25 protein-coding genes are annotated in these 25152 nt (G+C 70.6%); 13 read left to right on the top strand and 12 right to left on the bottom strand.

Annotation, left to right across the window (positions count from 1 at the left end; genetic code table 11):
* Positions 1-20 precede the first annotated feature (20 nt).
* The gene (locus E5N76_RS10605; protein ID WP_149537269.1) at positions 21-1208 is read left to right on the top strand and encodes a M20 aminoacylase family protein; all 1188 of its coding nucleotides are present in this window, start codon (positions 21-23) and stop codon (positions 1206-1208) included.
* A gap of 126 nt (positions 1209-1334) precedes the next feature.
* On the opposite strand, the gene E5N76_RS10600 is transcribed toward E5N76_RS10605, so the two are convergent.
* From E5N76_RS10600 to E5N76_RS10590, 3 genes are all read right to left on the bottom strand, one after another.
* On the bottom strand, positions 1335-2348 hold the full coding sequence (locus tag E5N76_RS10600; protein ID WP_149537268.1) for a M48 family metalloprotease: 1014 nt from the start codon (positions 2346-2348) through the stop codon (positions 1335-1337).
* Positions 2349-2372: 24 nt separating this feature from the next.
* Positions 2373-3653 carry an aspartate aminotransferase family protein gene (locus E5N76_RS10595; RefSeq protein ID WP_149537267.1) on the bottom strand — a complete coding sequence of 427 codons (1281 nt, stop codon included), beginning with the start codon at positions 3651-3653 and terminating at the stop codon, positions 2373-2375.
* Between the two features lie 313 nt (positions 3654-3966).
* Positions 3967-4560, bottom strand: coding sequence for a pyridoxamine 5'-phosphate oxidase family protein (locus E5N76_RS10590; RefSeq protein ID WP_149537266.1), 594 nt, complete (start codon positions 4558-4560; stop codon positions 3967-3969).
* 52 nt (positions 4561-4612) lie between these two features.
* On the opposite strand from E5N76_RS10590, the gene E5N76_RS10585 reads away from it, so the two are divergent.
* Genes E5N76_RS10585 through E5N76_RS10570 form a run of 4 tightly spaced genes read left to right on the top strand, consistent with a single transcriptional unit; the run spans position 4613 to position 9487 of the window.
* A complete protein-coding gene (locus E5N76_RS10585) occupies positions 4613-5866 on the top strand; it encodes a sarcosine oxidase subunit beta family protein (protein WP_149537265.1) in 1254 nt (417 codons plus the stop codon).
* Positions 5867-6112, top strand: a complete 246-nt coding sequence (locus E5N76_RS10580; protein ID WP_149537264.1) for a sarcosine oxidase subunit delta — start codon at positions 5867-5869, stop codon at positions 6110-6112.
* The gene (locus E5N76_RS10575; RefSeq protein WP_149537263.1) at positions 6109-9036 is read left to right on the top strand and encodes a sarcosine oxidase subunit alpha family protein; all 2928 of its coding nucleotides are present in this window, start codon (positions 6109-6111) and stop codon (positions 9034-9036) included. Before E5N76_RS10580 ends, E5N76_RS10575 begins: the two co-directional genes overlap by 4 nt.
* On the top strand, positions 9023-9487 hold the full coding sequence (locus tag E5N76_RS10570; RefSeq protein ID WP_187830096.1) for a sarcosine oxidase subunit gamma: 465 nt from the start codon (positions 9023-9025) through the stop codon (positions 9485-9487). The genes E5N76_RS10575 and E5N76_RS10570 overlap by 14 nt, the downstream gene beginning before the upstream one ends.
* Positions 9488-9654: 167 nt before the next feature.
* On the opposite strand, the gene E5N76_RS10565 is transcribed toward E5N76_RS10570, so the two are convergent.
* The 4 genes from E5N76_RS10565 to E5N76_RS10550 all read right to left on the bottom strand — a co-directional run bounded on the left by E5N76_RS10565 (position 9655) and on the right by E5N76_RS10550 (position 13070).
* A complete protein-coding gene (locus E5N76_RS10565; protein ID WP_149537261.1) occupies positions 9655-10266 on the bottom strand; it encodes a glutathione S-transferase family protein in 612 nt (203 codons plus the stop codon).
* Between the two features lie 40 nt (positions 10267-10306).
* Positions 10307-10873, bottom strand: a complete 567-nt coding sequence (locus tag E5N76_RS10560; protein ID WP_207791937.1) for a UGSC family (seleno)protein — start codon at positions 10871-10873, stop codon at positions 10307-10309.
* Between the two features lie 131 nt (positions 10874-11004).
* The gene (locus E5N76_RS10555) at positions 11005-12096 is read right to left on the bottom strand and encodes a hypothetical protein (RefSeq protein ID WP_149537260.1); all 1092 of its coding nucleotides are present in this window, start codon (positions 12094-12096) and stop codon (positions 11005-11007) included.
* Between the two features lie 68 nt (positions 12097-12164).
* The gene (locus E5N76_RS10550; RefSeq protein ID WP_149537259.1) at positions 12165-13070 is read right to left on the bottom strand and encodes a LysR family transcriptional regulator; all 906 of its coding nucleotides are present in this window, start codon (positions 13068-13070) and stop codon (positions 12165-12167) included.
* Positions 13071-13135: 65 nt separating this feature from the next.
* On the opposite strand from E5N76_RS10550, the gene E5N76_RS10545 reads away from it, so the two are divergent.
* The 4 genes from E5N76_RS10545 to E5N76_RS10530 all read left to right on the top strand — a co-directional run bounded on the left by E5N76_RS10545 (position 13136) and on the right by E5N76_RS10530 (position 17698).
* Complete coding sequence (locus tag E5N76_RS10545) at positions 13136-13462, top strand: NIPSNAP family protein (protein ID WP_149537258.1); 327 nt, start codon at positions 13136-13138, stop codon at positions 13460-13462.
* A gap of 48 nt (positions 13463-13510) precedes the next feature.
* Positions 13511-14443 (top strand): agmatinase, encoded by a 933-nt coding sequence (gene speB, locus E5N76_RS10540; RefSeq protein WP_207791936.1) that lies wholly within the window; start codon positions 13511-13513, stop codon positions 14441-14443.
* Between the two features lie 369 nt (positions 14444-14812).
* The gene (locus E5N76_RS10535; protein WP_149537257.1) at positions 14813-16009 is read left to right on the top strand and encodes a type III PLP-dependent enzyme; all 1197 of its coding nucleotides are present in this window, start codon (positions 14813-14815) and stop codon (positions 16007-16009) included.
* A 279-nt stretch (positions 16010-16288) separates the two neighbouring features.
* Positions 16289-17698: a homospermidine synthase gene (locus E5N76_RS10530; protein ID WP_149537256.1), complete on the top strand. Its 1410-nt coding sequence runs from the start codon at positions 16289-16291 to the stop codon at positions 17696-17698.
* 34 nt (positions 17699-17732) lie between these two features.
* Here E5N76_RS10530 and E5N76_RS10525 read toward each other — a convergent pair whose 3' ends face one another.
* From E5N76_RS10525 to E5N76_RS10515, 4 genes are read right to left on the bottom strand one after another with little or no spacing between them, the layout of a single operon-like run.
* On the bottom strand, positions 17733-17960 hold the full coding sequence (locus tag E5N76_RS10525) for an endonuclease domain-containing protein (RefSeq protein ID WP_268921298.1): 228 nt from the start codon (positions 17958-17960) through the stop codon (positions 17733-17735).
* Positions 17866-18093 (bottom strand): DUF559 domain-containing protein, encoded by a 228-nt coding sequence (locus E5N76_RS31250; protein ID WP_328593058.1) that lies wholly within the window; start codon positions 18091-18093, stop codon positions 17866-17868. The genes E5N76_RS10525 and E5N76_RS31250 overlap by 95 nt, the downstream gene beginning before the upstream one ends.
* Positions 18094-18150: 57 nt before the next feature.
* Positions 18151-19284 carry a zinc-dependent alcohol dehydrogenase family protein gene (locus tag E5N76_RS10520; protein WP_149537255.1) on the bottom strand — a complete coding sequence of 378 codons (1134 nt, stop codon included), beginning with the start codon at positions 19282-19284 and terminating at the stop codon, positions 18151-18153.
* A gap of 16 nt (positions 19285-19300) precedes the next feature.
* Entirely contained in the window at positions 19301-20263 is a 963-nt protein-coding gene (locus E5N76_RS10515; RefSeq protein WP_149537254.1) for a Bug family tripartite tricarboxylate transporter substrate binding protein, read from the bottom strand.
* Between the two features lie 120 nt (positions 20264-20383).
* Here E5N76_RS10515 and E5N76_RS10510 point away from each other — a divergent pair, with 120 nt between their 5' ends.
* The 3 genes from E5N76_RS10510 to ggt all read left to right on the top strand — a co-directional run bounded on the left by E5N76_RS10510 (position 20384) and on the right by ggt (position 22938).
* On the top strand, positions 20384-20605 hold the full coding sequence (locus tag E5N76_RS10510; RefSeq protein WP_149537253.1) for a DUF2795 domain-containing protein: 222 nt from the start codon (positions 20384-20386) through the stop codon (positions 20603-20605).
* A gap of 10 nt (positions 20606-20615) precedes the next feature.
* Positions 20616-21185, top strand: a complete 570-nt coding sequence (locus E5N76_RS10505; RefSeq protein ID WP_149537252.1) for a type 1 glutamine amidotransferase domain-containing protein — start codon at positions 20616-20618, stop codon at positions 21183-21185.
* 142 nt (positions 21186-21327) lie between these two features.
* Positions 21328-22938, top strand: a complete 1611-nt coding sequence (ggt, locus tag E5N76_RS10500; RefSeq protein ID WP_149537251.1) for a gamma-glutamyltransferase — start codon at positions 21328-21330, stop codon at positions 22936-22938.
* Between the two features lie 306 nt (positions 22939-23244).
* Here the strand turns inward: ggt and E5N76_RS10495 are convergent, their stop codons facing one another.
* Entirely contained in the window at positions 23245-23889 is a 645-nt protein-coding gene (locus E5N76_RS10495) for an MBL fold metallo-hydrolase (RefSeq protein ID WP_149537250.1), read from the bottom strand.
* 141 nt (positions 23890-24030) lie between these two features.
* Here E5N76_RS10495 and E5N76_RS10490 point away from each other — a divergent pair, with 141 nt between their 5' ends.
* On the top strand, positions 24031-24957 hold the full coding sequence (locus tag E5N76_RS10490; RefSeq protein WP_149537249.1) for a DMT family transporter: 927 nt from the start codon (positions 24031-24033) through the stop codon (positions 24955-24957).
* Positions 24958-25152 lie beyond the last annotated feature (195 nt).

The raw sequence follows: 25152 nt of genomic DNA, 5'->3' as shown, positions 1-25152 counted from the left end.
ATACGTCGGATATTGCCAGGATGCTGCCGACACATCCCACTCCGATCGACCATATCCGCCGCTACCAGGAGGAGTTGACCGCCTGGCGCCACGATTTTCACGCCCATCCCGAAACCGGGTTCGAGGAGGTGCGGACCAGCGCCCTGGTCGCGGAACGGTTGGTGGCGATGGGGATCGAGGTGCATCGCGGCATCGGCCGCACCGGGGTGGTGGGCGTGCTGCGCAGCGGCCGGGGCAACCGCGCCATCGGCCTGCGCGCCGACATGGATGCGTTGGACATGCCGGAGGCGAACGAGTTCGCCCATCGCAGCACCATTCCCGGCAAGATGCATGGCTGCGGCCATGACGGGCACACCACCATGCTGCTCGGCGCGGCCAAATACCTGGCCGAGACCAGAAATTTCGACGGCATCGTCCATTTCATCTTCCAGCCGGCCGAGGAAGGCCAGGGCGGCGCCCAGGCCATGGTGGCGGAGGGGCTGTTCGAGCGCTTCCCCTGCGATGCGGTCTATGGGCTGCACAACCGGCCGGGCATGCCGGTCGGGCATTACGGCATCTGCGCCGGGCCGATGATGGCGGGCTGCGGCTTCTTCGACCTGGAAATCCATGGCAAGGGCGGCCATGGCGCGCGGCCGGAGAGCACGGTGGACCCGGTCGTCTGTGGCGCGGCGATCGTCGCCGCCTTCCAGTCCATCGTCGCCCGCAACGTGGCGCCGAACGATACGGCGGTGGTGAGCGTGACGGGCTTCACCGCCGGCACCGCCTATAACGTGATCCCGGAGAAGGTGGCGCTGCGTGGCACGGTGCGGGCCTTCCGGACGGAGACGATGCGGCTGGTGGAGGAGCGGATGCGGAGCCTGGCCACCGCCATCGCCACCGGCCATGGGGCGACGGCGGAGCTGGCCTTCCGCGAGATTACCGTGCCGGTGGTGAACGGGGCGGAGCAGACCGCGCTGATCGCCGATGCGGCGGCGGGGATGGTGGGGGAGGCGCATGTGGACCGCCACCGGATCCCCGCCATGGGCTCGGAGGATTTCTCCTACATGCTGGCGGAGCGGCCGGGCGCCTATATCCTGGTCGGCAACGGCGCCGGCGAGGCGGGGGGATGCGAGGTGCACAACCCGCGCTACGATTTCAACGACGCCGCCATCCCCTATGGCGCCGGCATCCTCGCCGCCGTGGTGGAGAAGGAGCTGCCCAGAGGCTAACTCCCCACAAAGCCGCTTCGCAGCTTTGTGGGGGCCCCGGAGTCGCTGAATCTCCGAGGCGTCGCACAGCCTGCCGCGGCCAAGCCGCGGCGGGGCATCAGGCGGCGCAGGTTCAGTGATCCTGTCTCAGCGCGGCAGATCCCGCCCGCCGGCATAGCGGGTGAGAGCGTCGATCCGCTCCGCCAGCGTCGGGTGGGTGGCGAGCCAGGCATTGCCCAGGCTCTCCTCCTCGCTGTCCAGCAGCATGGCCTGAAGCGAGGCGGGCAGGCGCGGCAGGGCGGAGTGGCCGGCGATTTTGCGCAGGGCGGAAATCATCGCGTCGGGGTCGTGGGTCAGCTCCACCGCGCCGGCATCGGCGAGGAATTCGCGGTTGCGGGAGAGGGCGAAGCGCAGCCCGATCACCGCCAGATGCACCAGCACGATCAGCAGCAAAGCGAGCAGCAGGAGCAGGATGGCGGCGCCCCCCTGCCCTTTCCCGGTCCTGCTCGAGGAGGAGGAGGAGGAGGTGCGGCGGCGGGGCAGGCCGATCCGCCAGGGCTCCGAGAGGCTGCGGCGCGTGCGGAAGATCATCTGGAAGGGCAGCGAGATGATGCCGGCGAAGACCGCCGCCACCACGGCGAGGCGGGCATCGCCGTTGCGGATATGCGTCAGCTCATGCGCCAGCACCGCCTGCAGCTCGCGGTCGTCCAGCGCCTCCACCAGGCCGGAGGTGACGGTGACGGCGCCCTGGCGCGCGGAGAGGCCGGAGGCGAAGGCGTTGCACGCCGGGTCCTCAATGATGGCGAGGCGCGGCATGCGCATGCCGCGGCTGATCGCCAGGTTTTCCAGCGCGTTCCACGGGCGCGGCTGCTGCTGCCGCGTGACCGGGCGGGCGCCGCTCAGCCCGTCCAGGATGCGCTGGTGCAGCGCCCAGGCGATGAGGAACCAGAGCAGGCTGACACCCGCCAGGAGGGGCAGCACCACCGGAAGCTGCCGCAGCGCCGCCGCCAGCCCCGCCGGCACATCCTCCGCGGCGAAGGCGATGAGCAGCAGGGCGATGGCGTAGCCCAGCACCAGCAGCAGCACGGGGAAGCCCGCCAGCAACAGGACGGTCTTCCACCAATTGTTCCAGATCCAGCTCCGGAGCCCGAAGGCGCCCATACGGAATGGGCCCCGCCCCCGGAATTACCGCGCCGGCAGGCCGGCAAGCGCCCTGGCGAAGGCGCTGAGGGTCTGGTCGTAATCCGCCTGATCGTGCGCGGTGGAGAGGTAGTATTTGCTGTCGCCCTTCAGGATGCCGCTCTCGCGCAGGCTGGCATTCACCGCCTTGGCGATATTGGCATCGGCGCGCATCACCGCGCGGTAGTCGCGCAGCTCCTCGGCGCTGAACACCACGTCGAACAGGGTGGGCTCGCCCAGCACCTGGCCGGGGACGCCGTGCTGCTGCAGCAGCCCGGTCAGCTCCGCCATCATCTTCTTCCCATAGGCGAAGACGCCGTCATAGGCGCCGGGGCGGGAAAGGATCTCCAGCGTCTTCAGCCCGGCCACCGAGGCGACGGGGTTGCCGGAGAGGGTGCCGACCTGCATCAGGAAGCCGTCATCGCCGACCAGCCCGCGGTCGAAATGCGCCATGATGTCGGCCCGGCCAGCGATGGCGGCGAGGGCGAAGCCGCCACCCACGATCTTGCCCAGCGTGCAGAGGTCCGGGGTGACGCCGTAATAGCTCTGCGCGCCGCCGTAGCAGAAGCGGAAGCCGGTCACGACCTCGTCGAAGATCAGCGGAATGCCGTATTGCGCGGTGACGTCGCGCAGCCCCTGGAGGAAGCCGGGGGCGGGCGGGATCAGGCGCTGGAAGGGCTCGACGATGACGCCGCCGAGCTCCTCGTGATGCGCGGCGATCATCGCCTTCGCGGTCTCGAGGTCGTTGAAGGGGGCGACCAGCACCTCCTCCTGGATGCTCTTCGGGATGCCGGCGGAATCCGGCACGGCGACGGGGAAATTCGCCAGCCGCTTCGGCGCCAGGCTCATCAGCCCCCAATCGGACATGCCATGGTAGCCGCCCTCGAATTTCAGGATGCGGTCGCGCTTGCGGAAGGCGCGGGCGACGCGCATGGCATACATGTCGGCTTCCGAGCCGCTGCTGACGAAGCGGATGCGCTCGGCGCAGGGCAGCGCGTCCACCAGCACCTCGGCCAGGCGGATGCCGTGTTCGTTGTTGGCGAAGAAGGTGCAGCCCTTGGGGATTTGGGCGAGCACGGCCTCGATGACTTCCGGATGGCCATGGCCGAGGAACATGGGGCCGGAGCCGAGCAGGTAGTCGATGTACTCCTTGCCGGCGACGTCGCGGACGCGGCTGCCCTTGCCCTCGCGGATGATGACCTCCGGCGCGAAATTGCCGAAGCCGCCGGCGGGCAGCACGCGCTTGGCGGCTTCGGCGAGGTCGGTCTCCGGGACGATCACGTTCATCGGGCGGGCTCCTGCTGCGTTGCGGCGAGGCTAGAGCAGAACGGCGCGGGGCGGAACCGCCGGCGGACCGAAAGGCGCGAGATTCAATGGGCTAACCCCGCCGTACCGGCGAAGGCGCCTCTGCGCGCCTTCGACACCGTCGAAGGCGACCATTCGCGAGAGCCATGAGGCTGTTTTCAAGTCAAGGATGCCGCGAAGCGGCACCGCGCTTCGCGCGGCTTCGTCCTTGACTTGAAAACAGCCTCATGGCTTGGGGCTCCGGGCGCGCTCGCCGCCGTAGAGCGCGCAGGGCGCGCCCGGACGCGACGGCGTTCTAGGAGCGATGCGGGTCGTCCTTCGGCAGCAGCGGGCGGATATAGTCGCGGCCCTTCCACTCCGGCGCCGGCGCGCTGCCATCCGGCCCCGGCAGGTAGGGCGAGGGCGTCGCCTGGCCGAAACCGGGCATGTAGCGCGGACAATTCGGGAAGATGTCCGTCACCGCCACCCGCACCAGCCGCCTGGCCCCGGGAATGGCCGCGATCCGCGCCGCATCCTCCACCAGCGCCGCCTGGCCGCGCAGGCGCAACCGCAGGGACCGTCCATCCGTCGGCAGGAACAGCATCCCGATCGACGGGCTGACCGCGATATTCCCCAGGGACAGATACATCGAATTGCCGTCGTAATCCGGCCATTCCAGCTCCGCCGGGCCGGTGACGCGGACGAAGCCCGGCGGCCCGCCCTTGAAGCTGCAATCCACCGCCCCCTCCGCCGCCGTGGCCAGGAAGAAGAAGGGCGCGGCCTCGATCATCGCCACATGCTCGGGCAGGAAACCCGCCACCCGCCGGCGGGCCTCCAGCGCATCCGCCACGCGGCGGCCATCGAAACGGTCCTGTAGGGCGCGGTTGCCCGCATGGAACAGCCGGGACATCGCCTCTCTCCTCCCTTGTCAGCCGCAACGCGGCACCGATAGCATCGCTGCAATGCCGCAATACTCCGCGTTCCGCATCTTCGCCGAGGGCCTTCGCGGCAATACCGGCTGGCAACCCGCCTGGCGCAAGGCGCGGCCGAAGCCGCGCTACCAGGTGGTAATCGTCGGCGGCGGCGGCCATGGGCTGGCCACCGCCTTCTACCTGGCGGAGCTGCACGGAATACGCGACGTGGCGGTGGTGGAGCGCGGCCTGGTCGGCCAGGGCAATACCGGGCGCAACACCACCATCGTCCGCTCCAACTACCTGCTGCCGGAGAACAACCGCTTCTACGAACACAGCCTGAAGCTGTGGGAAGGGCTGGAACGGTCGCTCGGCTACAATGTGATGATGAGCCAGCGCGGCGTGCTCAACCTCTTCCACAACGACGCACAGAAGGCCGCCTATACCCGCCGCGGCAATGCCATGCGGCTGAACGGCATCGATGCGGAGCTGGTGGACCGGGAGGGGGTGCGCGCCCTCTGCCCGATCATCGACCTGGACAATGGCCGCTACCCGGTGATGGGCGGGCTGCTGCAACGGCGCGGCGGCACGGCGCCGCATGACGCTGTGGCCTGGGGCTTCGCCAAGGCCGCCTCCGACCGCGGCATCGACATCATCGAGCATTGCGAGGTGACGGGGCTGCTGGTGGAAGGCGGCGCCATAAGGGGCGTGCGCACCACCCGGGGCGAGATCGCGGCGGCGAAGGTGGGGCTGGCCGTCGCCGGCCATACCAGCACCCTGACGGCCATGGCCGGCTTCGACGTGCCGATCGAGACGCATCTGCTGCAGGCCTTCGTCTCCGAGGGGCTGAAGCCGCTGGTGGATTGCGTCGTCACCTTCGGCGCCGGGCATTTCTACATCAGCCAGTCGGACAAGGGCGGGCTGGTCTTCGGCGGCGGGCTGGACGGCTATGCCAGCTACGGCCAGCGCGGCACGCTGAAGGAGGCGGAGCATGTCTTCGCCACCGGCTGCACCATGATCCCGGCGCTGAAGCGGCTGCGGGCGCTGCGGAGCTGGGCCGGGGTGATGGACATGACGCCGGATGCCTCGCCCTATGTCTGCCGCACGCCGATCAGCGGCTTGTACATGACCGCCGGCTGGTCCTATGGCGGCTTCAAGGCGACGCCGGCCAGCGGCTGGTGCCATGCCTGGACCATCGCCAGGGACGAACCCCACGCGCTGAACGCCGCCTTCACCCTGGACCGCTTCCGCGAAGGCCGCGCGCTGGACGAAAAGGGCGCCGGCCCCTTCCCCTGGCTGCAATAGATGCGCATCCCCTGCCCCTTCTGCGGCCCGCGCGACGAGGTGGAATTCACCTGGCGCGGCGATGCCTCCGTGCAACGGCCGGCGGCCGAGGCGGGGGTGGAGGCCTTCCACGACTATGTCTATCTGCGCCGCAACCCGCGGGGCTGGACGCAGGAATGGTGGCAGCACAGCGCCGGCTGCCGCGCCTGGCTGCGGGTGGAGCGCCACACCATGACGCACGAGATCCGCAAGGTGGAGGCGGCATGAGCCAGCGCTTCCGCCTGGCCGCCGGCGGCCGGATCGAGCGCGGCGCGACGCTGCGCTTCCGCTTCGATGGCCGCGACCTCACCGGGCATCCGGGCGATACGCTGGCCTCCGCCCTGCTGGCGAATGGCGTGCGGCTGGTGGGGCGCAGCTTCAAATACCACCGGCCGCGCGGCATCCTCTCCGCCGGCGTCGAGGAACCCAACGCGCTGGTGGAGCTGCGCAGCGGCGCGCGGCAGGAGCCGAATACCCGCGCCACGGTGATGGAGCTGTTCGAAGGGCTGGAGGCGCGCAGCCAGAATCGCGCGGGGTCGCTGGCCTTCGACCGCATGGCGGCGAACCAGCTCCTCTCCCCCTGGATCGGCGCCGGCTTCTACTACAAGACCCTCATGTGGCCCGCCGGCTTCTGGGAGCGGGTCTATGAGCCGCTGATCCGCCGCGCCGCCGGGCTCGGCCGGGCGAGTGGGCTGCCGGATCCGGATGGCTATGACAGCGCGCAGGCGCATTGCGACGTGCTGGTGGTGGGCAGCGGCGCGGCCGGCTTGGCCGCGGCACGCGCGGCGGGCGCCGGTGGCGCCCGGGTCATCCTGGCGGAGCAGGATTTCGAGCTGGGCGGCCTGCTGCTGGCGGAACCGGCGCAGGCGGGCTGGCGCGCCGGCATGCTGGCGGCGCTGGAGACGATGCCGGAGATCCGGCTCTGGCCCCGCACCACCGTGTTCGGCTTCTACGACCAGGGCGTGCTGGGCGCGGTGCAGCGCCTGGCGGACCACCTGCCGACGCCGCCGCCGAGCATACCGCGCCAGCGCTTCTGGACCATCCGCGCGCGGGAGGTGGTGCTGGCGACCGGGGCGCATGAACGCTTCCTCGCCTTCCCCGGCAATGACCGGCCGGGGGTGATGCTGGCCGGCAGCGCCGCGGTGTATGCGCGGCGCTTCGGGGTGAAGCCGGGCGAAACAGCCGTGCTCTTCGCCACCCATGACGCGGCCTATGACAGCGCCTTCGCCCTGGCGGGGGCGGGCGTGCGGATGGCCGGCATCATCGACCCGCGCGGCGATAGCGCGGCGATGCAGGCGGCGCGGGAGGCCGGGCTGCCGGTGCAGGCGGGCAGCGAAATCTGCGGCGCCATCGGCGGGCTCTCGCTGCGCGGGGTGCGCACGCGGCAGCATGGCGGCGCGGGCAGCGAGGCGGCGCTGCCCTGTGACCTGCTGCTGGTCTCGGGTGGCTGGAACCCGGCGGTGCATCTGGCAAGCCAGAGCGGCGCGGCGCTGGCATGGGACGAGGCCTTGCAGGCCTTCCTGCCCGGCGCTTCGGTGCAGCGGGAACGCAGCGCCGGCGCGGCGCGGGGCGTGTTCGGCCTGGCGGAGGCCGCGGCGGATGGCGCGTGGGCGGGGCGAGAGGCCGCGGCCGCGGCGGGCTTCGCCATGGACACCAGCTTTCCCCTGCCGGACGCGCCGACGCCCGATCCCCGCCCCTACCCGCTCTATGAGGTGAAGGCCCGCGGCAAGGCCTTCGTCGATCTGCAGGACGACGTGACCGCCGCCGATATGCGCCTCGCCCATCGCGAGGGCTTCGGCCATATCGAGCACGCCAAGCGCTACACCACCCACGCCATGGGCACGGACCAGGGCAAGAGCGGCGGCATCCTCGGCGCCGCGGTGCTGGCGGAGGCGCGGGGGGAATCGCTCGGCGTGGTGGGGCTGCCGCGCTTCCGGCCCTACGCCACGCCCGTCGCGATCGGCGCCGTCGCCGGGGAGGCGGTGGGCGCCGCGTACCACCCGGTGCGCCGCACCGCGCTGCACGCCTGGCACGAGGCGCGCGGCGCCGCCTGGCTGGACGCCGGGATGTGGAAGCGCCCCGCCTACTACCCGCTGCTGGAGGAGCGCGACCCCTGGGACAGCATCCTGCGAGAGGCGCGGGCGGTGCGGGAGGATGTCGGCCTCTGCGACGTCTCCACCCTGGGGAAAATCGACGTCCACGGCCCGGATGCGGCGCGCTTCCTGGACCTGATCTACGCCAACACCTTCTCCACCCTGCCCATCGGCCGGGCACGCTACGGCATCATGCTGCGGGAGGACGGCATCCTGCTCGATGACGGCACCACCAGCCGGCTGGGCGAGCACCATTTCTTCGTCACCACCACCACGGCGCAGGCGGCCACGGTGCTGCAGCACATGGAATTCCACCTGGCGAGCGCCTTCCGCGAGCTGGATGTCTCGCTGGCCAGCGTGACGGATCAATGGGCGGCGATGTCGCTGGCCGGGCCACGGGCGCGGGCGGTGCTGGCGAGGCTGGCGACGGGGCTGGACCTCTCGGGGCTGCCCTTCATGGGCGTGGCGGAGGCGGAGGTGGCAGGGGTGAAGGCGCGGATCTTCCGCATCTCCTTCTCCGGCGAGCTCGCCTATGAGGTCGCGGTGCGGGCCGGGCAGGCAGAGCCTGTCTGGCAGGCGCTGATCGACGCCGGAGCGACGCCCTATGGCGCGGAGGCGCTCGGCCTGCTGCGGATCGAGAAGGGGCATGTGGCGGGGGCGGAGCTGAACGGGCAGACCACGCCGGGGGATTGCGGGCTCTCGCGCATGCTGAAGAAGCGGGGGGATTTCATCGGCCGGGTGCTGGGGCAGCGGCCGGGGCTGCTGGACCCGGGGCGGCCTCGGCTGGTGGGGCTGCGCTCGGTGGACCCGGCGCGGCCGGTGCGCGCGGGCAGCCATTTCGTCGCGGCGCGGGGCGCCACGGAGAGTTTGGGCTGGATCAGCAGCACCACGCGCTCCGTCGCGCTGGGCGGCTGGATCGGCCTCGGCTTCCTGCGCGGGGGCGAGGCGCGGCATGGCGAGGAGCTGATTGCCGCGAACCCGCTGGCGGAAGAGGAGGTGCCGGTCCGCATCTGCAGCCCACATCACTACGACCCGGAGAATGCCCGTGTCCGCGGTTGAGTGGCGGCGGGAGAATCGGGCGCTGGTGCAGGTGCTGGCACGGCGCGGCGCGGAGATGCCGGCCTTCCCCAGGCCGGGCCGGGCCGCGGCGATGGGCGGCATGACCGCGCTACGGGTGCAGCCGGATGGCTGGATGGTGATGGCGGCGCCGGAGGTGCCTCTGCTGGATCGGCTGCGAGGGTTGGCGGGTTCGGCCGCGCTGGTGGAGCAGAGCGACGGCCGGGCCGTGTTTCGGGTTTCGGGGGATGGCGCGCGCGATATGCTGGCTCGCGCCTGCCGCCTGGATCTGCATCCGCGGGTGTTCGCTGTCGGAAGCTGCGCCTCGACGCTGATCGCACAGGTGAATGTGCTGCTCTATCAGCCATCAGACAGCGTGTTCGAACTGCTGGTCTCCTCGACGCTGGCCCAGCATCTGGAGGAGTGGCTGCGCGCCGCCAGCGTCGGGTGCTAGAGCAGATCGCCGGAGGGCGGAATCGCCCGGAGGCGTGAATCTGCTCTACCATCAATAAGATAGAGCGTCTTCACGCTGCGCAGTCAGCGCGAAGACGCTCTAGACTCAAGGTTTCCAAAGGCCTTTCGGCCTTTGGCGGGGAGAGTTTGAGAGGGGCAGAGCCCCTCTCAAGCCTGCGCGCTGGGCCGCGCCGCCATCATCGCGTGATGCGCCACCAGCGCGGTGAAGGCCGGGTTGATCGGCTGCTTCACCTGGTTGCCGAAATCGAGGAAAGCGAAGAGCAGGATATCTGCCAGGGTCAGCCTCTCCTGGCAGACGAACTGCTTGCCCGCCAGCAGCCCGTCCAGCTTCGCTAGATTATCCTGCGCGACCGCTTTCAGCCCCTCCGCCGCCTCCGGGATGCAGCGCACCCGGTCCTTGAACAGCTTCAACCCCTGGCTGAAGCGGAAGCCGTTGATCAGCGGCTCCACGATGTTGAGGTCGATGCGCCGCAGCCACATGCGGGTTTCCGCCCGCTCCCGCGGCGTGGCGCCGATCAGCGAGGGGCCGGGCGTGATCTCGTCCAGGTATTCGCAGATGGGAATGATCTCGGAAAGGTGGCTGCCATCGTCCAGTTCCAGGCAGGGGAGCTGCCCCATCGGGTTGCGCGCCAGATGCGGCGGAAGGCGGTTTTCCCCACCCATCAGGTCCAGCGTCTCGCGCGGCAGGTCGATGCCGCGCTCCGCTATGAAGATGCGCACGACGCGCGGATTGGGCCCGATGGAATCATAGAGCTTCATGGCGTCCCTCCCAGGTGTTTCCCGGGAGGCTAGCGCGCCCTCAGCGGCCGAGCCAGACCGCTTCCGCCTGGGTCTCGATCTGCCGGACGCGCGCCGCCACTTCTTCCGCAGTGATGGAGCTGACCGGGTGATCGATCACCACCGGCCGCAGCCCGGGCATTCCCAGGGCAACGCGGGTCAGCGCCGTCTCCTTCTCGAATTCCGTAGTGATGATGCAGGCGGCCGCCACGCCCAGCCTTTCCAGCGCGATGCTGTCGCGCACGCAGCAGGAGCAGCAGGAGCCGCAATCGCCGATCGCCGTCAGCACGATGTCGCATTCCGCGGCGATCTGCGCGATCAGCTCCGGCGCCGCATCCTTGGAGAAGCTGTGCTTCACGTAGTAATTCGCCGCGGCGAAGGCGAAGCGGCCGCCGAGCGCCGCCTGCGCCCCGCGCAGCAGCTTGTTGGCGTTCCACTTGCTGTTGTCGAGAATGCCGAGGCGGAGGCCGTCCAGCCTCGCCGGGCGCGGGGCCAGGGGCGTTTCCGTGCTGTCCACCCGCCCGCGCGGGTCGAAGACGAAGAGCCGGTCGGTGTCGATCTGCTGCAGCATGTCCTTGTTCTCCCGCATTGGCGGATGGCGAAACCTGTCGCTGCCCGGTGCCCTGGTACGGCTCTGCCGCACCAGGCTGTACGAAGTGCTGATCCCGCAGCGCCTCCGGGGCCCCCGCGGCGCCGCGCAGCGGCGTCGTGGGGAATGAATCAGATGGCGCAGACGCCGCCGGCGCAGTCCGGCCCGTCCGGCGCCACGCTCTCGCCCACCGGCTTCGTCACCGGCGTGTTCATATGCCCCCAGCCGGGGATGAAGGCGGAGAAGCGCCCGGCATCGCCGCCCACCACGAACAGATGGATGTTGTCCGGGCTCGGCACGATGGGGATGCGGCTCTCGGGCTCCCGCTTCACCCATTTCGGCAGGTTGCGGTTGTACACGCGGCCGTAGCGGTGGTCGCGGCTGATCAGGCGGAAGGCATTGCCGCTATGCATCCACAGATAGTGGCGGATATCGCTGCGGCTCCAGCCATGCTTGGCGATGGTCCGCGCATGTTCCAGCCCCAGCGCCACGGCGCAATGGCCGGACAGCACCGCGTTGTTGCTGGCGATGGTGCTCATCGCCGAGCAGATGGTGTCGAGGATGCCCTCCGGGTCGTTGCACTGGTGGTCGGTGACACTGTGCGGCGCCTCCGCCGCCATGGCAAACACCGTGCTGTCCTCCGGCTTCCAGCCATGCTCGACATGGTAGGGGGCGAAGGGCGATTGCGCCTCGTTCTCGCAGATGGCGTAGCTGTACTTCGCCGGGTTGCCGAGGGTGCATTTGTCGAGGTCCGGCGGATGCGCGCCGCCGACATTCAGCATCATCAGGCGGATGGCGCGGCCGATGGTGGCGTTGGCGCGGTTGCCGGGGCCGAAGGCGTTGGCGCCGCCATTCATGCCGATGGCGCGCGCCGCCGGCCCGTTCACGATGACCAGCGGCGCCGCCATATGCGTCGTCGCCTGCACGCCGTTGAGGTTGAACAGCGGGTCCATCAGCGCCTGCATGGCGGCGCGCAGCACCGGCGCATAGTCCGGCAGGCAGCCGGCCATGACGGCGTTGATGGCGAGCACCTCGCGCGTCAGCACGCCCCAGCGCGGCGCGACCTTGCCCTCCACATGGTCGGGCTCGCCGCCCAGGGCGGCGATGAAGGCCTCCACCTTGGCCTGGGTCGGCGGCACCACGGGCAGGCCGTCGGTCCAGCCTTGCGCGAAATAGTATTCGACGAGATCGGTGCCGGCTTCAACGGCGGTGGCGATGGACATGGCGTGCCCTCCCTGCCCCGCATCCTGCGCCGCCATCGCGGCTCTTGCCAGATACCGGGTGTTGCCGATTATTCTTGCATTTGGCGCATCAATCCCCGCAGCAACTCGCGCAACCCGGCCGCCGGCGGCGCCAGCTCCCGCCCCGTCAGGGTGACGATGCCGATGGCGCGCTTCAGCCCGGGCGGCGCCAGATCCCGCAGCACCAGGCCGGACTCCGCCGGCACCGCCCCCGCCGGCACGATGGCGATGCCGATCCCCGCCCGCACCAGCGCCAGCATGGTGGCGAATTGCGTCACCGTCGCCGCATGCCGCAGCGCCACCCCCGCCGCCGCTGCGGCGCCATCCAGCAGCCGGCGGGTGCGGGCCTCGGCAGGGAAGGAGATCAGCGGCTCCGCCGCCAGCGCCGCCAGGCTCACCCGCGGCGCCTCCGCCAGGGGGTGGCCGGGGGGCAGCACGGCACGGAAGCGGGCCTCGCCCAGCGCCTCCCCCGCCACCCCTTCCGGCAGCGCCTCCAGATAGGTGACGCCGAGATCGGCGACGCCGCTCCGCACCGCCTCCACCACGTCGCCATGCACGCCCTCGCGCAGATGCAGCTCCACCCCCGGCCGCGTCGCCCGCCATTCGGCCAGCAGCTTCGGCAAGGGGCCGGCGGCGACGGACATGATGCAGGCCAGGATCACCTGCCCCCGCTGCTCCTCCGCCAGCTCCCGCAGGGAACGGCCGGCGATGCGCAGATCATTCAGCACCCGCTCCGCCACCGCGACGAATTCCCGCCCCGCCACGGTCAGCGCCACCCGGCGCGTGCTGCGCTCGAACAGCGCGACGCCCAGCACATCCTCCACGCGCTGCACCACCCGGGTCAGCGCCGGCTGGGAGAGGCGCAGCCGCGCCGCGGCGGCGACGAAGCTGCGCTCCTCCGCCACCGCCAGCACCGCCTGAAGCTGCCGCGTGCCGAGATCGGGAAGCATCTCCATCGGGCCACTATGGCATGTCCGCCAATGGCGGTAGCATCCGATGCCCAGATGGGAGGGAGAACGAGATGGTCTACGAGCTTCGCATCTATCACTGCGTCCCCGGCCGGCTGCCCGCGCTGCTGGACCGCTTCAACACCATCACCCTGAAGCTGTGGGAGAAGCACGGCATCAAGCAGGCCGGGTTCTGGACGGTGCTGGTCGGCTCCTCCAACCAGGACCTCTACTACATGCTGGCCTGGGACAGCCTGGCGGAGCGGGAGCAGAAGTGGAACGCCTTCGCCGCCGACCCGGAATGGCTGACCAAGCGGGCGAAGACCGAGGAAAGCGGGCAGATCGTGGCCTCGGTGGAGAACCTTTTCCTTGCGCCCACCGCCTTCTCCTCGGTGAAGTAGCCGGGCGCCGCCACGGGGTGCCGGCGGTGCTTGTGCAATACATGGCATATGGGTGAACGCATGGCCGGCATTCCCACCTTCGCCACCGCGCCGGGCTTCCTGGGCCGGGCGCAGCGGGACGGCACGGCGACCTATGCGGTCGCCGGCATTCCGCTGGATCTCGGCACCACCAACCGCGCCGGCACGCGGGACGGGCCGGGCGCCATCCGCCGCGCCAGCCGCATGCTGGTGGATGGCATCCACCCGCATCACTGGACCGATCCGCAGCATATGGATCTGGTGGATGTGGGGGAATTCGCCATCGCCCTGGGCGACCTGGCGGGCAGCCTGAAGCTGATCGAGGCGCAGGCGGCGCGGCATGCCCACCTGATGGCGCTGGGCGGGGAGCACAGCGTCACCCTGCCGCTGCTGCGCGCCGCGGCGAAGCGGCTGGGGCGCCCGCTCGGCCTGGTGCAATTCGACGCGCATCTGGATACCTGGGAGACCAATTTCGGCCAGCCCCTCGCCCATGGCTCGGTCTTCTGGCATGCGCTGAACGAGAAGCTGGTCGATCCGCGGCGGATGATCCAGGTCGGCATCCGCTCCCCGGTCGATCGCGGCACCTGGGACTGGACCAAGGCCCAGGGCGTGACGATCGTGACGGGGCAGGAGGCGCAGGAGCTGGGGCCGGTGGCGCTGGCCGCGCGCATCGCCGCGGTGCTGGGGGCGGAGCCGGCCTATCTCAGCTTCGATATCGACTGCCTGGACCCCGCCTTCGCCCCCGGCACCGGCACGCCGGAGATCGGCGGGCTGGCGAGCTGGCAGGCCCAGGCGATCTTCCGCCGGCTCGGCGGCTGCCAATTCGTCGGCATGGATGTGGTGGAAGTGGCGCCCGCCTATGACCATGCGGAGATCACCGCCCTGGCCGCCGCCACCCTGGTCTGGGAGTACCTGGCGCTCCAGGGGGCGCTGCAGGGCGCCCGGGAAGGGGTTGGCCGATAAGATTCCGGCCATACCCGGAGGGCTCCGGTAGCCATGCCGGAAATTCGCCCTTCCCCCTGAAAAAAAACATGGCATTTCCCGCAGGGACCCACTATTTCTCCGGCCGTCGCCTCCCCGGGGGCGGCTGACGCCATCGCACGTGCCGCGAGCGGGCCTTCGCCCTGCACAGCAACGACGGGACGCGTCCTTTTCGTCCATGCCGTCCGAAAGGGCGGGGTCGTGAGGGATTGCCCATGCTGTTGAGACGCATCGCGGCGGTGACACCCCACCGCATCGCCTGAAGCCCGGGGCCGCAAGGCCCCTGTCTCCATTCGACTTCCTGGTCGCAACGCGCCGAAAGCGCGGCCGCGATGCCGTGAGGACTGCCTGATGAGCCTGCTGCGCGCCCGCACCGCCGTCTCCCCCCTCCGCCGCCGCTTCGAGGCCGCGGATCCGGTGCTGCCCAAGGTCGATGATCTGGTCGCGGTGGAGCGGCCGGAGGAGCCGATGCATTGCCTGCGCCCGGGGGTGATCGCCGCCGCCAGCGGCGCCTTCGTGCAAGGCTTTCCGGGCAAGACGCTCTATGCGGTGAAGTGCAACCCCGAGCCCGCCGTGCTGCGCGCGGTCTGGGCAGGCGGGGTGCGGCATTTCGACTGCGCCTCGGCGGCGGAGGTGGCGCTGGTGCGCACCCTGTTCCCGGAGGCGGAGATCCACTTCATGCACCCGGTGAAGTCCCGCGGCGCCATCCGCGAGGCCTGGACCCGGCATGGGGTGCGCGACTTCGTCCTCGACACCGCCGATGAGCTGGCGAAGATCGTGGCGGAGACCGGCGGCGACGCCGGCGAGCTGGGCCTCGTCGTGCGGCTGGCGCTGCCGAAAGGCCGGGCGGTCTATGACCTCTCCGGCAAATTCGGCGCGGCGCCGGAGGCGGCGGTGGCGCTGCTGTGCGCGGCCCGGCCGCAGGCGAAGCGGCTCGGCCTCTCCTTCCATGTCGGCTCCCAGTGCCTGGATCCGCTGGCCTGGCGGGAGGCGCTGGCGCTGGCCGGGAAGGTGATCCGCGCCGCCGGCGTGGCGGTGGAGATCGTCGATGTCGGGGGCGGCTTCCCGGTGGCCTATGAGGACACCCGGCCGCTGCCGCTCGGCGCCTTCTTCGCCGAGATCGAGGCGGGGTTCGAGGCGCTGGACCTGCCGGGCGCGGAGCTGTGGGCGGAGCCCGGCCGGGCGCTGGTCGCCGCCGGTGGCAGCGTCGTCGTGCAGGTGCAGCAGCGCCGCGGCGATGCGCTCTATGTGAATGACGGCATCTACGGCGCGCTGTCCGACGCCGGGCTGCCGGGCTTCGCCTTCCCGGTGCGGCTGATCCGGCCGGAAGGCGAGATGGCGGAGGGGCAGCGCGGCTTCATGCTGTTCGGCCCCACCTGCGACAGCGCCGACCGCATGAACGGGCCCTTCTGGCTGCCCGAGGATGTTCGGGAAGGCGACTGGATCGAGATCGGCCAGCTCGGCGCTTATGGCGCCTGCCTGCGGACGAGCTTCAACGGCTTCGACCGGGCGCGGCTGGTCGAGGTGCGGGACGCGCCGCTGCTGTGACGTTTCGAGAGGGCGTCGTGCCGTAAGGCGCGCCTTACGGCACGACGCCCTCTCGCGCTCACCCCGCCAGAGGCCGAAGGGCCTTTGGAACCCGAGGGGGTTGCGTCGCGCCCGTCGGCTCCAAAACGCAAGGGCTCAAAGGGCCTTTCGGCCCTTTGCGAGGGGAGTTTGAGGAGGAGCAGAGCTCCCCCTCAACCAGCCTGTGAAGTCAGGCGTTGCCACCCCGCCAGCCACCCCGGCCGGCGGGCATCTCTGACGCGTGCCCTGGAGGACCCTGTTATGATCCACGCTTCCTTCTCCGGCCGCCTGGTGATGCTTGGCTTCGGCAGCATCGGCCAGGGCGTGCTGCCGCTCATCCTGCGCCACATCAAGATGCCGCGCGACCGCATCACCATCATCACCGCGGAGCCCCGCGGGCGCGAGGTGGCGGCCGAATACGGCATCCGCTTCCTGCAGCAGCCGGTGACCCGCGAGAACTACAAGGACGTGCTGGTGCCGGAGCTGCAAAAGGGCGACTTCCTGCTGAACCTCTCGGTCGATGTCTCCTCCGTCGCGCTTATCGAACTGTGCCAGGAGATCGGCGCCCTCTACCTCGACACCTGCATCGAGCCCTGGGCCGGCGGCTATACCGACCCCTCGCTCACGCCCTCCCAGCGCTCCAACTACGCGCTGCGCGAGAGCGCGCGGGCGCTGCGCCGTGGCGCCAAGGGCGGCCCGACCGCGGTGCTGACGCATGGCGCCAATCCCGGCCTCGTCTCCCACCTGGTGAAGGAGGCGCTGCTGAACCTCGCCCGCGACCTGGAGCTGGACCTGGTGGTGCCGACCGACCAGGCGGGCTGGGGAGCGCTGGCCGAGCGGCTGGGCGTGAAGGTGATCCATATCGCCGAGCGCGACACCCAGGTGGCGGACCGTCCCAAGGCGCGGGGCGAGTTCGTCAACACCTGGTCGATCGACGGCTTCGTCGGCGAGGGCTGCCAGCCCTCCGAGCTGGGCTGGGGCAGCCATGAGAAGGCGCTGCCGCTGGACGGCAACCGCCATGATTTCGGCTGCGATGCGGCGATCTGGCTGGCCCGTCCCGGCGCCTCCACCCGCGTCCGCAGCTGGACGCCGCTGGAGGGGCCGTTCCACGGCTTCCTGATCACCCATAACGAGGCGATCTCGCTGGCCGACTACTACACGGTGCGGGATGCCTCGGGCGCGGTGCGCTACCGGCCGACGGCGCATTACGCCTACCACCCCTGCGACGATGCCGTGCTGTCCGTGCACGAGCTCGCCGGCAAGAACTGGGGGATGCAGCCGCAGAAGCGCCTGATGATGGAGGAGATCACCTCCGGCATCGACGAGCTCGGCGTGCTGCTGATGGGGCACGCGAAGGGCGCCTACTGGTACGGCTCGCGGCTGAGCATCGAGGAGGCGCGGGCGCTGGTGCCGCACAACAACGCCACCTCCCTGCAGGTGACGGCGGCGGTGCTGGCGGGGCTGGTCTGGGCGCTGGAGAATCCGCGCGCCGGCATCGTGGAGGCGGATGAGATCGACCATGCGCGCTGCATGGAGATCATGCGCCCCTATCTGGGCGAGGTGGTCGGCGAATATGCCGACTGGACCCCGCTGCAGGACCGGGAGGAGCTCTTCCCGGAGGATCTGGACCGCGAAGACCCCTGGCAGTTCAAGAACTTCCGGGTCGTGTGACCGCCGCTTCCCTCCCCCGCTCTGCGGGGGAGGGTCAGGGCGGGGGTGACAGGTGCCGGGCCAGCGCTGCCTGGATCGCCTGCACGACGCCTTCGGGGTTGGCCATCACCTCGTTGTTCCAGAAGCGGAGCACGTGCCAGCCCTGGGCGTGCAACGCGGCCTCCCGCTCAACATCCGCAACCGGATCGGCATGCGTCCAGCCGTCGATCTCGACGACAAGCCTCGCCGAAACACAGGCGAAATCCGCGACGTAGGGCGGAATGGGATGTTGGCCGCCGGAATCGCACGCCCAATGTGGCGTTCCGCAGCATCCGCCATAGCAGGCGCTCCGGCGGCGTTGCCTCCCGGCGCATGGCACGGGCGTGGCGCTGTAGCGCGGAATCCTTCGGCTGCATCGCACACCCCCACCCCAACCCTCCCCCGCAAAGCGGGGGAGGGAGACATGCCTGCACCTACATGTTCGGCCGCAGCACCTGGCGCAGCACCTGGCCCTCCGCCAGCCGGTCGAAGCCGGCATTGATCTCGGCAAGCGGCAGGAAGCCGCTCTTCAGCGAGCCCACCGGCAGCTTGCCGCGCTGATACATGCCAAGGAAGCGCGGAATGTCCCGCTCCGCGATGCAGCTCCCCATGTAGCTGCCGAGGATGCTCTTCTCATCCGAGACGAGCCCGGCATGCATATAGGAGAAATCCGCCCCCTGCGCCGGCAGCCCCGCGCTCACGACGCGCCCGCCGCGGCAGAGCACGGCATAGGCCAGCTCCATCGCCTTGATGTTCCCCGCCGTCTCGATGACGGTGTCCACCCCGCCATCCGTCGCCGCCTTCACCTGTTCCACCACATCCTTGTCGGTGGCGAGGAAGGTGTCGGTCGCGCCCCATTGCCGGGCGAGGCCCAATTTCTGCTCGCTGGTATCGATGGCGATGATCCGCTCCGCCCCGCCCGCCACCGCGGCGAACAGCGCATTCATGCCGACGCCGCCGAGGCCGACCACGGCGATGGTATCGCCCGCCCGCATGCCCGCCGTGTTCAGCACCGCGCCCGCGCCGGTCATCACCGCGCAGCCGAAGATGGCGGCATCCTCCAGCGGCACGCTCGGGTCGATCTTCACCGCGGAGCGCCGCCCCACCACCGCATATTGCGCGAAGAGCGACAGGCCGGAGCCGTGGTTGATCTTCTCGCCATTCAGCCGGCTGATCCGCTTCGCCCCGGAGAGCAGCGTCCCCGCCGCCCGCGCCGCGCCGCCCGCCAGGCAGATATTCGGCCGCCCGCGCACGCAGTTGCGGCACGAGCCACAGGAGGCGACGAAGACGGTGATGACATGGTCGCCCGGCTTCAGGTCGGTGATGCCCTGCCCCACCTCCCGCACGATGCCGGCGCCCTCATGCCCGATCACCACCGGCAGCGGCCGCGGCCTGATGCCCTCGATGGCCGAAAGGTCGGAATGGCAGAGGCCGGCGGCGGCGACCTCGATCAGGATCTCGCCCGGGCCGGGGCCTTCCAGCTCCACCTCCTCGATCACCAGCGCATTGCTGGTGGCGTAGGGGCGGGGCTTGCCCTGCTCGAACATGATGGCGGCCTGCATGCGCATGTCGGTCTGGTCCTGGCTACTCGATATGGATGTTGGCGGCGCGCGCCACATCCGTGTTGATGGCGATCTCGCGCGGGATGCGGGCGCGGAATTCCACCGGCCCTTCCCCCTCGACGATGCCGCCGCTGCTCTCGATGCGGTTGATGATATCCGGTCGCTTCAGCAGCGTCTGCACATCGGCGGCCATGCGGTTGACGATTGCCGCCGGCATCCCGGCCGGGCCGACGAAGCTGTACCAGGGGGAGGTATCGCGGATCTCCACCCCCTGCTCCGCCATGGTCGGCACATCCGGGAAGGACGGCGTGCGGCGCGGCGCGGCGATGGCGATGGGCTTCAGCTTGCCCTCCCGCGCCAGGCCGATTGCGCCGGACAGGGTGGAGAAGGTGATCGGCACCCGCCCCGTCATCACATCCTGCAAGGCGGGCGGCGCGCCGCGATAGGGCACATGCGTCAGCTCGATGCCGGCCGCCCGCATGAACATCTCCGTCGCGAAATGGCCGGAGGTGGCGACGCCGGAGGTGGCGGCGGCCATGCCCGGTTGCTGCTTCGCCGCCGCGATCACGTCCCGCACGTCGCGGTAGGGCGAATTCTCCCCGACGAAGAGCACGGTGGGGGAGGAGTAGATGATGACGATCGGGGTGAAGTCGCGCAGCGTGTCATAGGGCAGGCGCGCGAAGACCGCCGGGTTGGTGGTCAGGTTGCTGGTGCAGAGCAGCAGCGTGTAGCCATCGGGCGGGGATTTCGCCACCGCTTCCGCCGCGATCACCTGGCTGGCGCCGGGCCGGTTCTCGATGACCAAAGGCTGGCCCCAGACCTGCTGCAGCGCGTCCTGCAGGACGCGGGCGGCGAAATCCGTGGGGCCGCCGGCCGGGAAGCCGACCAGCAGGCGAATGGGCTTCTCCGGCCACGGGGCCTGGGCCCGTGCCGGCAGCGCCAGCATGGCCCCTGCCCCGACCAGGGCGCTGCGTCGCGTGGGCATCGGTTTCCTCCTCGTTTTGCCGCAGGTTCGGCAATGTGCGGCGCGGCGTCAAGCAAGCGCCGGCGGGGCAACCCCGCGGCCTGGCAGCCGTTCTCCGGCCACCAAAGCAGGGAGAGAGCCATGACCAGAGGCCTCGGCGGGCAGAGCCCCGCCAATATCACGCATCACCTGAAGGGCATCCACTTCCCGGCGCAGAAGCGGGACCTGGTGCAGCAGGCGAAGAAGAACGACGCCGAGCAGGACGTCATGGCGGTGATCAACGCCATGCCGGACCAGGAATTCGCCAGCATCGCCGAGGTGACGAAGGCGGTGGGCGAGGTGGAACGCGGCGCCGAGCGATAGGGAGAGCGGTATGGCGAATGCATTGCAAGGCTGCCGGGTCGCCGTGCTGGCAACCGATGGCGTGGAACAGGTGGAGCTGACCGAGCCGGTGAAGGTGCTACGCGAGGAAGGCGCCGAAGTGCATGTGGTGGCGCCGAAGCCGGGCACCATTCAGGGCTGGAACCATCTGGAAAAGGGCGACGCCATTCAGGTGGACCGCGCCTTGGACCAGGCGGCGCCGGCGGATTACGCCGCGCTGCTGCTGCCGGGCGGGGTGGTGAATCCGGACCAGCTCCGGCTGCAGCCCAAGGCCATCGAATTCGTCCGGCACTTCGTGCAGGAGAAAAAGCCCATTGCGGCGATCTGCCATGGGCCCTGGACGCTGATCGATGCCGGCGGGGTGCGTGGGCGGCGGGTGACGAGCTGGCCGTCCCTGCGCACGGATCTGACCAATGCCGGCGCGCAATGGGTGGATGAGCAGGTCGTCACCGACCAGGGCCTCGTCACCTCCCGCAAGCCGGACGACATCCCGGCCTTCAGCCGGAAGATGGTCGAGGAGTTCCGCGAAGGCCGGCACACCGGGCGGCAGGCCGCGGCCTAGATCCTGCCGCGCGGACGGAAGCGCGGATCCCGGCCCGGCCTGTCATCCCGGCGCGTGAGCTGCGCTCCCGGGCCCGGCGCGCCGGGGCTTTCCGTCCGGCCGCCTGCATGCTCACCTTCGCCTGTTCTTCGGGGAGGTCCGCATGCATCCGGCTTTGCGCAGCCACCGGCCGCTGATCATGGGCCGGCGCGGCGCCGTCGCCAGCAACCATCCGGTCGCCACCCAGGCGGGGCTGGATGCGCTGCGGGCGGGTGGCAATGCGGCGGATGCCGCCATTGCCACCTCCCTCACCCTTGGGGTGGTGGAACCGCATATGTCGGGCATTGGCGGGGATGGATTCCTCCATCTTTGCCTGGCGGGCGGCGGGGCGTCGTGCGTGAACGCCACCGGCGCGGCGCCGGGGGCCGCCACGGCGGAGCGGTACCGCGCCCTTGGCGGTATCCCGGCTATCGGCCCGCTGAGCGTGCAGACGCCAGGGCTGGTGGCCGGGCTGGCGCTGCTGCATGCGCGGCATGGCAGCCTGCCTTGGGCCAGGCTGGTGGCGCCGGCCGAGGAAGCGGCGCGGGAAGGTTTCGCCACAACCCATACCTATCGGCATTTCGCAGGCGAGATGCGGGCGCGTCTGCTGGCCGATGCCGGCAGCGCAGCGCGCTTCCTGCATGGCGGCGCGCCGCCGCCGCTCGGCGCGCTGGTGGTGCAGCCGGAATTGGCGGAGACGCTGGGCACGCTGGCGCGAGACGGGGCGGAAGGCTTCTATCGTGGCGCCCTGGCGCGGCGCCTGGCGGTCGGCCTCGCCGCTGCCGGCGGGCTGGTGGCGGCGGCGGACCTCGCCGCCTGCGCGGCGGAGATCCAGGCCCCCCTCGAAATGCCCTGGCGCGGCTTCACCCTGCGGCAGACGCCGCCGAATTCCACCGGCTTCACCTTCCTGCAGATGCTCCGCATCCTGGAGCGCTTCGACCTGCAGGCGCTGGGCCGGGACAGCGCGGCGCTGATCCACCTGATGGTGGAGGCGAAGAAGCGCGCCTTCCTGGACCGCGAGACGCATGGGCGCGACCCGCGCGGCGCCGCCATTCCCCTGGAAAAGCTGCTTTCCGCCGACCACGCCGCGTCCCATGCCGCCGCCATCGACCCGCAGCGCGCCGCCTCGCTGCCGGTGCGGGACATGGTGGAGAGCGACACCACCTATTTCTGCGTCGCGGATGCAGCGGGCAATGTCGTCTCCGCCATCCAGTCGCTGAACTCCGCCTTCGGCAGCGGCGTGACGGCGGGCGATACCGGCGTGCTGCTGAACAACCGCATGGCCTATTGGCACCTCAACCCGGGCCACGCCAATCTGCTGCGGCCGGGGATGCGGGTGCGACACACGATGAACGCGCCAATCGTGCTGCGGGACGGCAGGCCCTGGGCCGTCTTCGGCACGCCGGGGGCGGACAACCAGGTGCAGATCAATATGCAGGTGCTGGTCGCCATGGCGGTGTTCGGGCTGGACCCGCAGCAGGCGGTGGAAGCCCCGCGCTGGACCAGCAGCCAGCCCGGCCAGGCGGCGAATTACCCGCATGGCGGCGACGCCACGCTGACGCTGGAGCAGGGGCTGGCCGAGGCGGCGCCGGCCCTGGCGGCGATGGGCCACCAGGTGAAGGTGGTGCCGCCGCTGGAAGGGCCGTGCAGCGTCGCCGCCATCCGCCTGCTGGAGAATGGCGTGCGCATGGCCGCCAGCGATCCGCGCCGCGATGGCTGGGCCGGCGCCTACTGAGCGAACCGCCGGCCGCGGCGGCGCTTTCTCAGGAAGGGAGATCGCCGCCATGTCCACCACCCTGCTGATCCTGCTGCTGGCCGTCCTCGCTTTGCTGGTGCTGGCGCTGGTGCAACGGGCGGAGTTCCGCAGCGTCTTCCGCCGGCGGCCGCCGCCTGGGGCGTGATCGCTTCCGGTGGCGTCACCGCAAGCGTGAAGCCCGCGGCTCGACAACGCGCCGTGAGCGCCAGGGACCGGATCATGCTCCGGGGATGATCCATTCGCGCGTGCTCCCGGCTCAGGCTCCGGGGCCTCCGGCGATCGCGCCTACGCCCCCCGGAGGAACGGGTTCCGCAGCCTCTCATGCCCGAAGGTCGAACCCGGCCCGTGGCCGCAGAGGAATTGCATGTCGTCCCCCAGCGGCAGCAGCTTGCCATGGATGGCGGCCAGCAGCGCGGCATGGTCGCCATAGGGGAAATCCGTCCGGCCGATGGAGCCGCGGAACAGCACATCTCCCACCAGCGCCACCCGCAGCGCGGTGGAGACGAAGACCACATGCCCCGGCGTATGCCCCGGGCAGTGCAGCACGCCGAAGCTTTCGCCGCCGATCTCGACGGTATCGCCCTCCGACAGCCACTGGTCGGGGGTGGCGTTCTGCATCTCGAGGCCGTATTTCGCGCCCTGGGCTTCCAGTGACTCCAGCAGGAACTGGTCGCGCCGATCCGGGCCGATGATGGGCGGCGTGCCCGGCAGCGCCGCCTGCAGCGCTGTCGCGCCGCCGGCATGGTCCAGATGCCCGTGGGTCAGCAGGATGCGCTCCACGCCGATGCGCAGCTCGCCGATGGCGGCCTGGATCCGTTCCACCTCCCCACCCGGGTCGATGACGACGCCCTTGCCCGTGCCTTCCTCCCAGAGCAGCGCGCAATTCTGCTCGAAGGGGGTGACGGGGATGATGGCGGCCTTCAGCGCCATGGCGGGGCTCCATCCTGCTGCGTGCGGCGCGCCCGGTGCCGGCCACGCCGGCGCAGGATGCCCGAGGCCCCTGGCCAGGGCCAGAGGAAGCTGCCCCTGGCCGGGCTTTACGCGGCACGGGCCGCGCCCCACCCTGCCGTCATGCCGGATTCGCCCCGCGACTCGGCCGCAGGGGGCGCGCTGCCGCCCGCGGCGGTCGCCCTCATGCTGCTGCTCTGCCTGGTCTGGGGGCTGAACACGGTGGCGATGAAGGTGGCGGGCCAGGGCATTCCGCCCGTGCTGCTGGCCGGGCTGCGCAGCCTGGTCGGGACCGCCACCCTGCTCGCCTGGTGCCGCTGGCGCCGGCTCGGCTTCGGCGCCTGGCGGCGGGACGGGACGCTGCCGCTCGGCCTGTTGACGGGCAGCATCTTCGCGGTGGAGTTCATCGCCTTCTATGTCGGGGTCGGGCTCACCACCGCCTCTCGCGCCATCATCTTCATCTATGGCGCGCCCTTCTTCGTCGCCATCGGCGCGCATCTGTTGATCCCGGAGGACCGGCTGACCCACGCCAAGGCGTTCGGCCTGCTGGTCGCCTTCGCCGGGCTGCTGCTGGCCTTCGCTGACGGGCTGCTGGTGCCGGCGGGGCCGGAGGCGCTGCTGGGCGATGCGCTCTGCCTCTTCGGCGGCGTGCTCTGGGGCATGACGACGGTGCTGGTGAAGGCCAGCCGTCTGCGGCGTGCCCTGCCGCAGACCATGCTGCTCTACCAGCTTGGCGTCTCGGCGCCGCTGCTGCTGCTCGCCTCCCCGCTGCTGGGGGAGAGGTGGACGCTGCACCTGACGCCGCTGGTGACGGCCGCCTTCCTCTACCAGGCGGTGGCGATCGCCGGCATCAGCTATCTCGCCTGGTTCCGGCTGGTCTCCCGCTACTCCGCCTCCCGCCTTGCCGCCTTCTCAGTGCTCTCGCCCGTCTTCGGCGTGCTGGCCGGGGCGGTGCTGCTGGGGGATCGGCTCGGGCCGCTCTTCGGCCTGGCCGTGCTGCTGGTGGTGGCCGGGCTCTGGCTGGTGAACCGGCCGGCCAAAGCCGCCTGACGTTCCGGTACCGGACAGCGCATTCCAAGGCCGAAGGCGCGGTAAGCCTTTGTGAAAAGCCCGTATCACGCCGGGGCGCCGTGCATTGCGTGCCCCGGTGCGGCGCAGCATCAGGCCGGAATGGCAGCGCAATGCCCAAGGCTTGGGCAGCACCGCGGCAAGGCCCGGCTGCAGGCCGTTTTTGTCCTGGCACGC

Source organism: Siccirubricoccus phaeus, assembly GCF_008360935.1.
Lineage (GTDB): Bacteria > Pseudomonadota > Alphaproteobacteria > Acetobacterales > Acetobacteraceae > Siccirubricoccus > Siccirubricoccus phaeus.
The sequence above is the reverse complement of the archived record's forward strand: the minus strand, read 5'-3'. Positions and strand labels throughout refer to the sequence as shown.

Excerpts from the sequence above, each read along its gene's own strand:
- E5N76_RS10605 (WP_149537269.1), top strand. The coding sequence starts at position 21 with ATGCTGCCGACACATCCCACTCCGATCGACCATATCCGCCGCTACCAG.
- E5N76_RS10600 (WP_149537268.1), bottom strand. The coding sequence starts at position 2,348 with ATGGGCGCCTTCGGGCTCCGGAGCTGGATCTGGAACAATTGGTGGAAG.
- E5N76_RS10595 (WP_149537267.1), bottom strand. The coding sequence starts at position 3,653 with ATGAACGTGATCGTCCCGGAGACCGACCTCGCCGAAGCCGCCAAGCGC.
- E5N76_RS10590 (WP_149537266.1), bottom strand. The coding sequence starts at position 4,560 with ATGTCCCGGCTGTTCCATGCGGGCAACCGCGCCCTACAGGACCGTTTC.
- E5N76_RS10585 (WP_149537265.1), top strand. The coding sequence starts at position 4,613 with ATGCCGCAATACTCCGCGTTCCGCATCTTCGCCGAGGGCCTTCGCGGC.
- E5N76_RS10580 (WP_149537264.1), top strand. The coding sequence starts at position 5,867 with ATGCGCATCCCCTGCCCCTTCTGCGGCCCGCGCGACGAGGTGGAATTC.
- E5N76_RS10575 (WP_149537263.1), top strand. The coding sequence starts at position 6,109 with ATGAGCCAGCGCTTCCGCCTGGCCGCCGGCGGCCGGATCGAGCGCGGC.
- E5N76_RS10565 (WP_149537261.1), bottom strand. The coding sequence starts at position 10,266 with ATGAAGCTCTATGATTCCATCGGGCCCAATCCGCGCGTCGTGCGCATC.
- E5N76_RS10560 (WP_207791937.1), bottom strand. The coding sequence starts at position 10,873 with ATGCGGGAGAACAAGGACATGCTGCAGCAGATCGACACCGACCGGCTC.
- E5N76_RS10555 (WP_149537260.1), bottom strand. The coding sequence starts at position 12,096 with ATGTCCATCGCCACCGCCGTTGAAGCCGGCACCGATCTCGTCGAATAC.
- E5N76_RS10550 (WP_149537259.1), bottom strand. The coding sequence starts at position 13,070 with ATGGAGATGCTTCCCGATCTCGGCACGCGGCAGCTTCAGGCGGTGCTG.
- E5N76_RS10545 (WP_149537258.1), top strand. The coding sequence starts at position 13,136 with ATGGTCTACGAGCTTCGCATCTATCACTGCGTCCCCGGCCGGCTGCCC.
- speB (WP_207791936.1), top strand. The coding sequence starts at position 13,511 with ATGGGTGAACGCATGGCCGGCATTCCCACCTTCGCCACCGCGCCGGGC.
- E5N76_RS10535 (WP_149537257.1), top strand. The coding sequence starts at position 14,813 with ATGAGCCTGCTGCGCGCCCGCACCGCCGTCTCCCCCCTCCGCCGCCGC.
- E5N76_RS10530 (WP_149537256.1), top strand. The coding sequence starts at position 16,289 with ATGATCCACGCTTCCTTCTCCGGCCGCCTGGTGATGCTTGGCTTCGGC.
- E5N76_RS31250 (WP_328593058.1), bottom strand. The coding sequence starts at position 18,093 with ATGCAGCCGAAGGATTCCGCGCTACAGCGCCACGCCCGTGCCATGCGC.
- E5N76_RS10520 (WP_149537255.1), bottom strand. The coding sequence starts at position 19,284 with ATGCGCATGCAGGCCGCCATCATGTTCGAGCAGGGCAAGCCCCGCCCC.
- E5N76_RS10515 (WP_149537254.1), bottom strand. The coding sequence starts at position 20,263 with ATGCCCACGCGACGCAGCGCCCTGGTCGGGGCAGGGGCCATGCTGGCG.
- E5N76_RS10510 (WP_149537253.1), top strand. The coding sequence starts at position 20,384 with ATGACCAGAGGCCTCGGCGGGCAGAGCCCCGCCAATATCACGCATCAC.
- E5N76_RS10505 (WP_149537252.1), top strand. The coding sequence starts at position 20,616 with ATGGCGAATGCATTGCAAGGCTGCCGGGTCGCCGTGCTGGCAACCGAT.
- ggt (WP_149537251.1), top strand. The coding sequence starts at position 21,328 with ATGCATCCGGCTTTGCGCAGCCACCGGCCGCTGATCATGGGCCGGCGC.
- E5N76_RS10495 (WP_149537250.1), bottom strand. The coding sequence starts at position 23,889 with ATGGCGCTGAAGGCCGCCATCATCCCCGTCACCCCCTTCGAGCAGAAT.
- E5N76_RS10490 (WP_149537249.1), top strand. The coding sequence starts at position 24,031 with ATGCCGGATTCGCCCCGCGACTCGGCCGCAGGGGGCGCGCTGCCGCCC.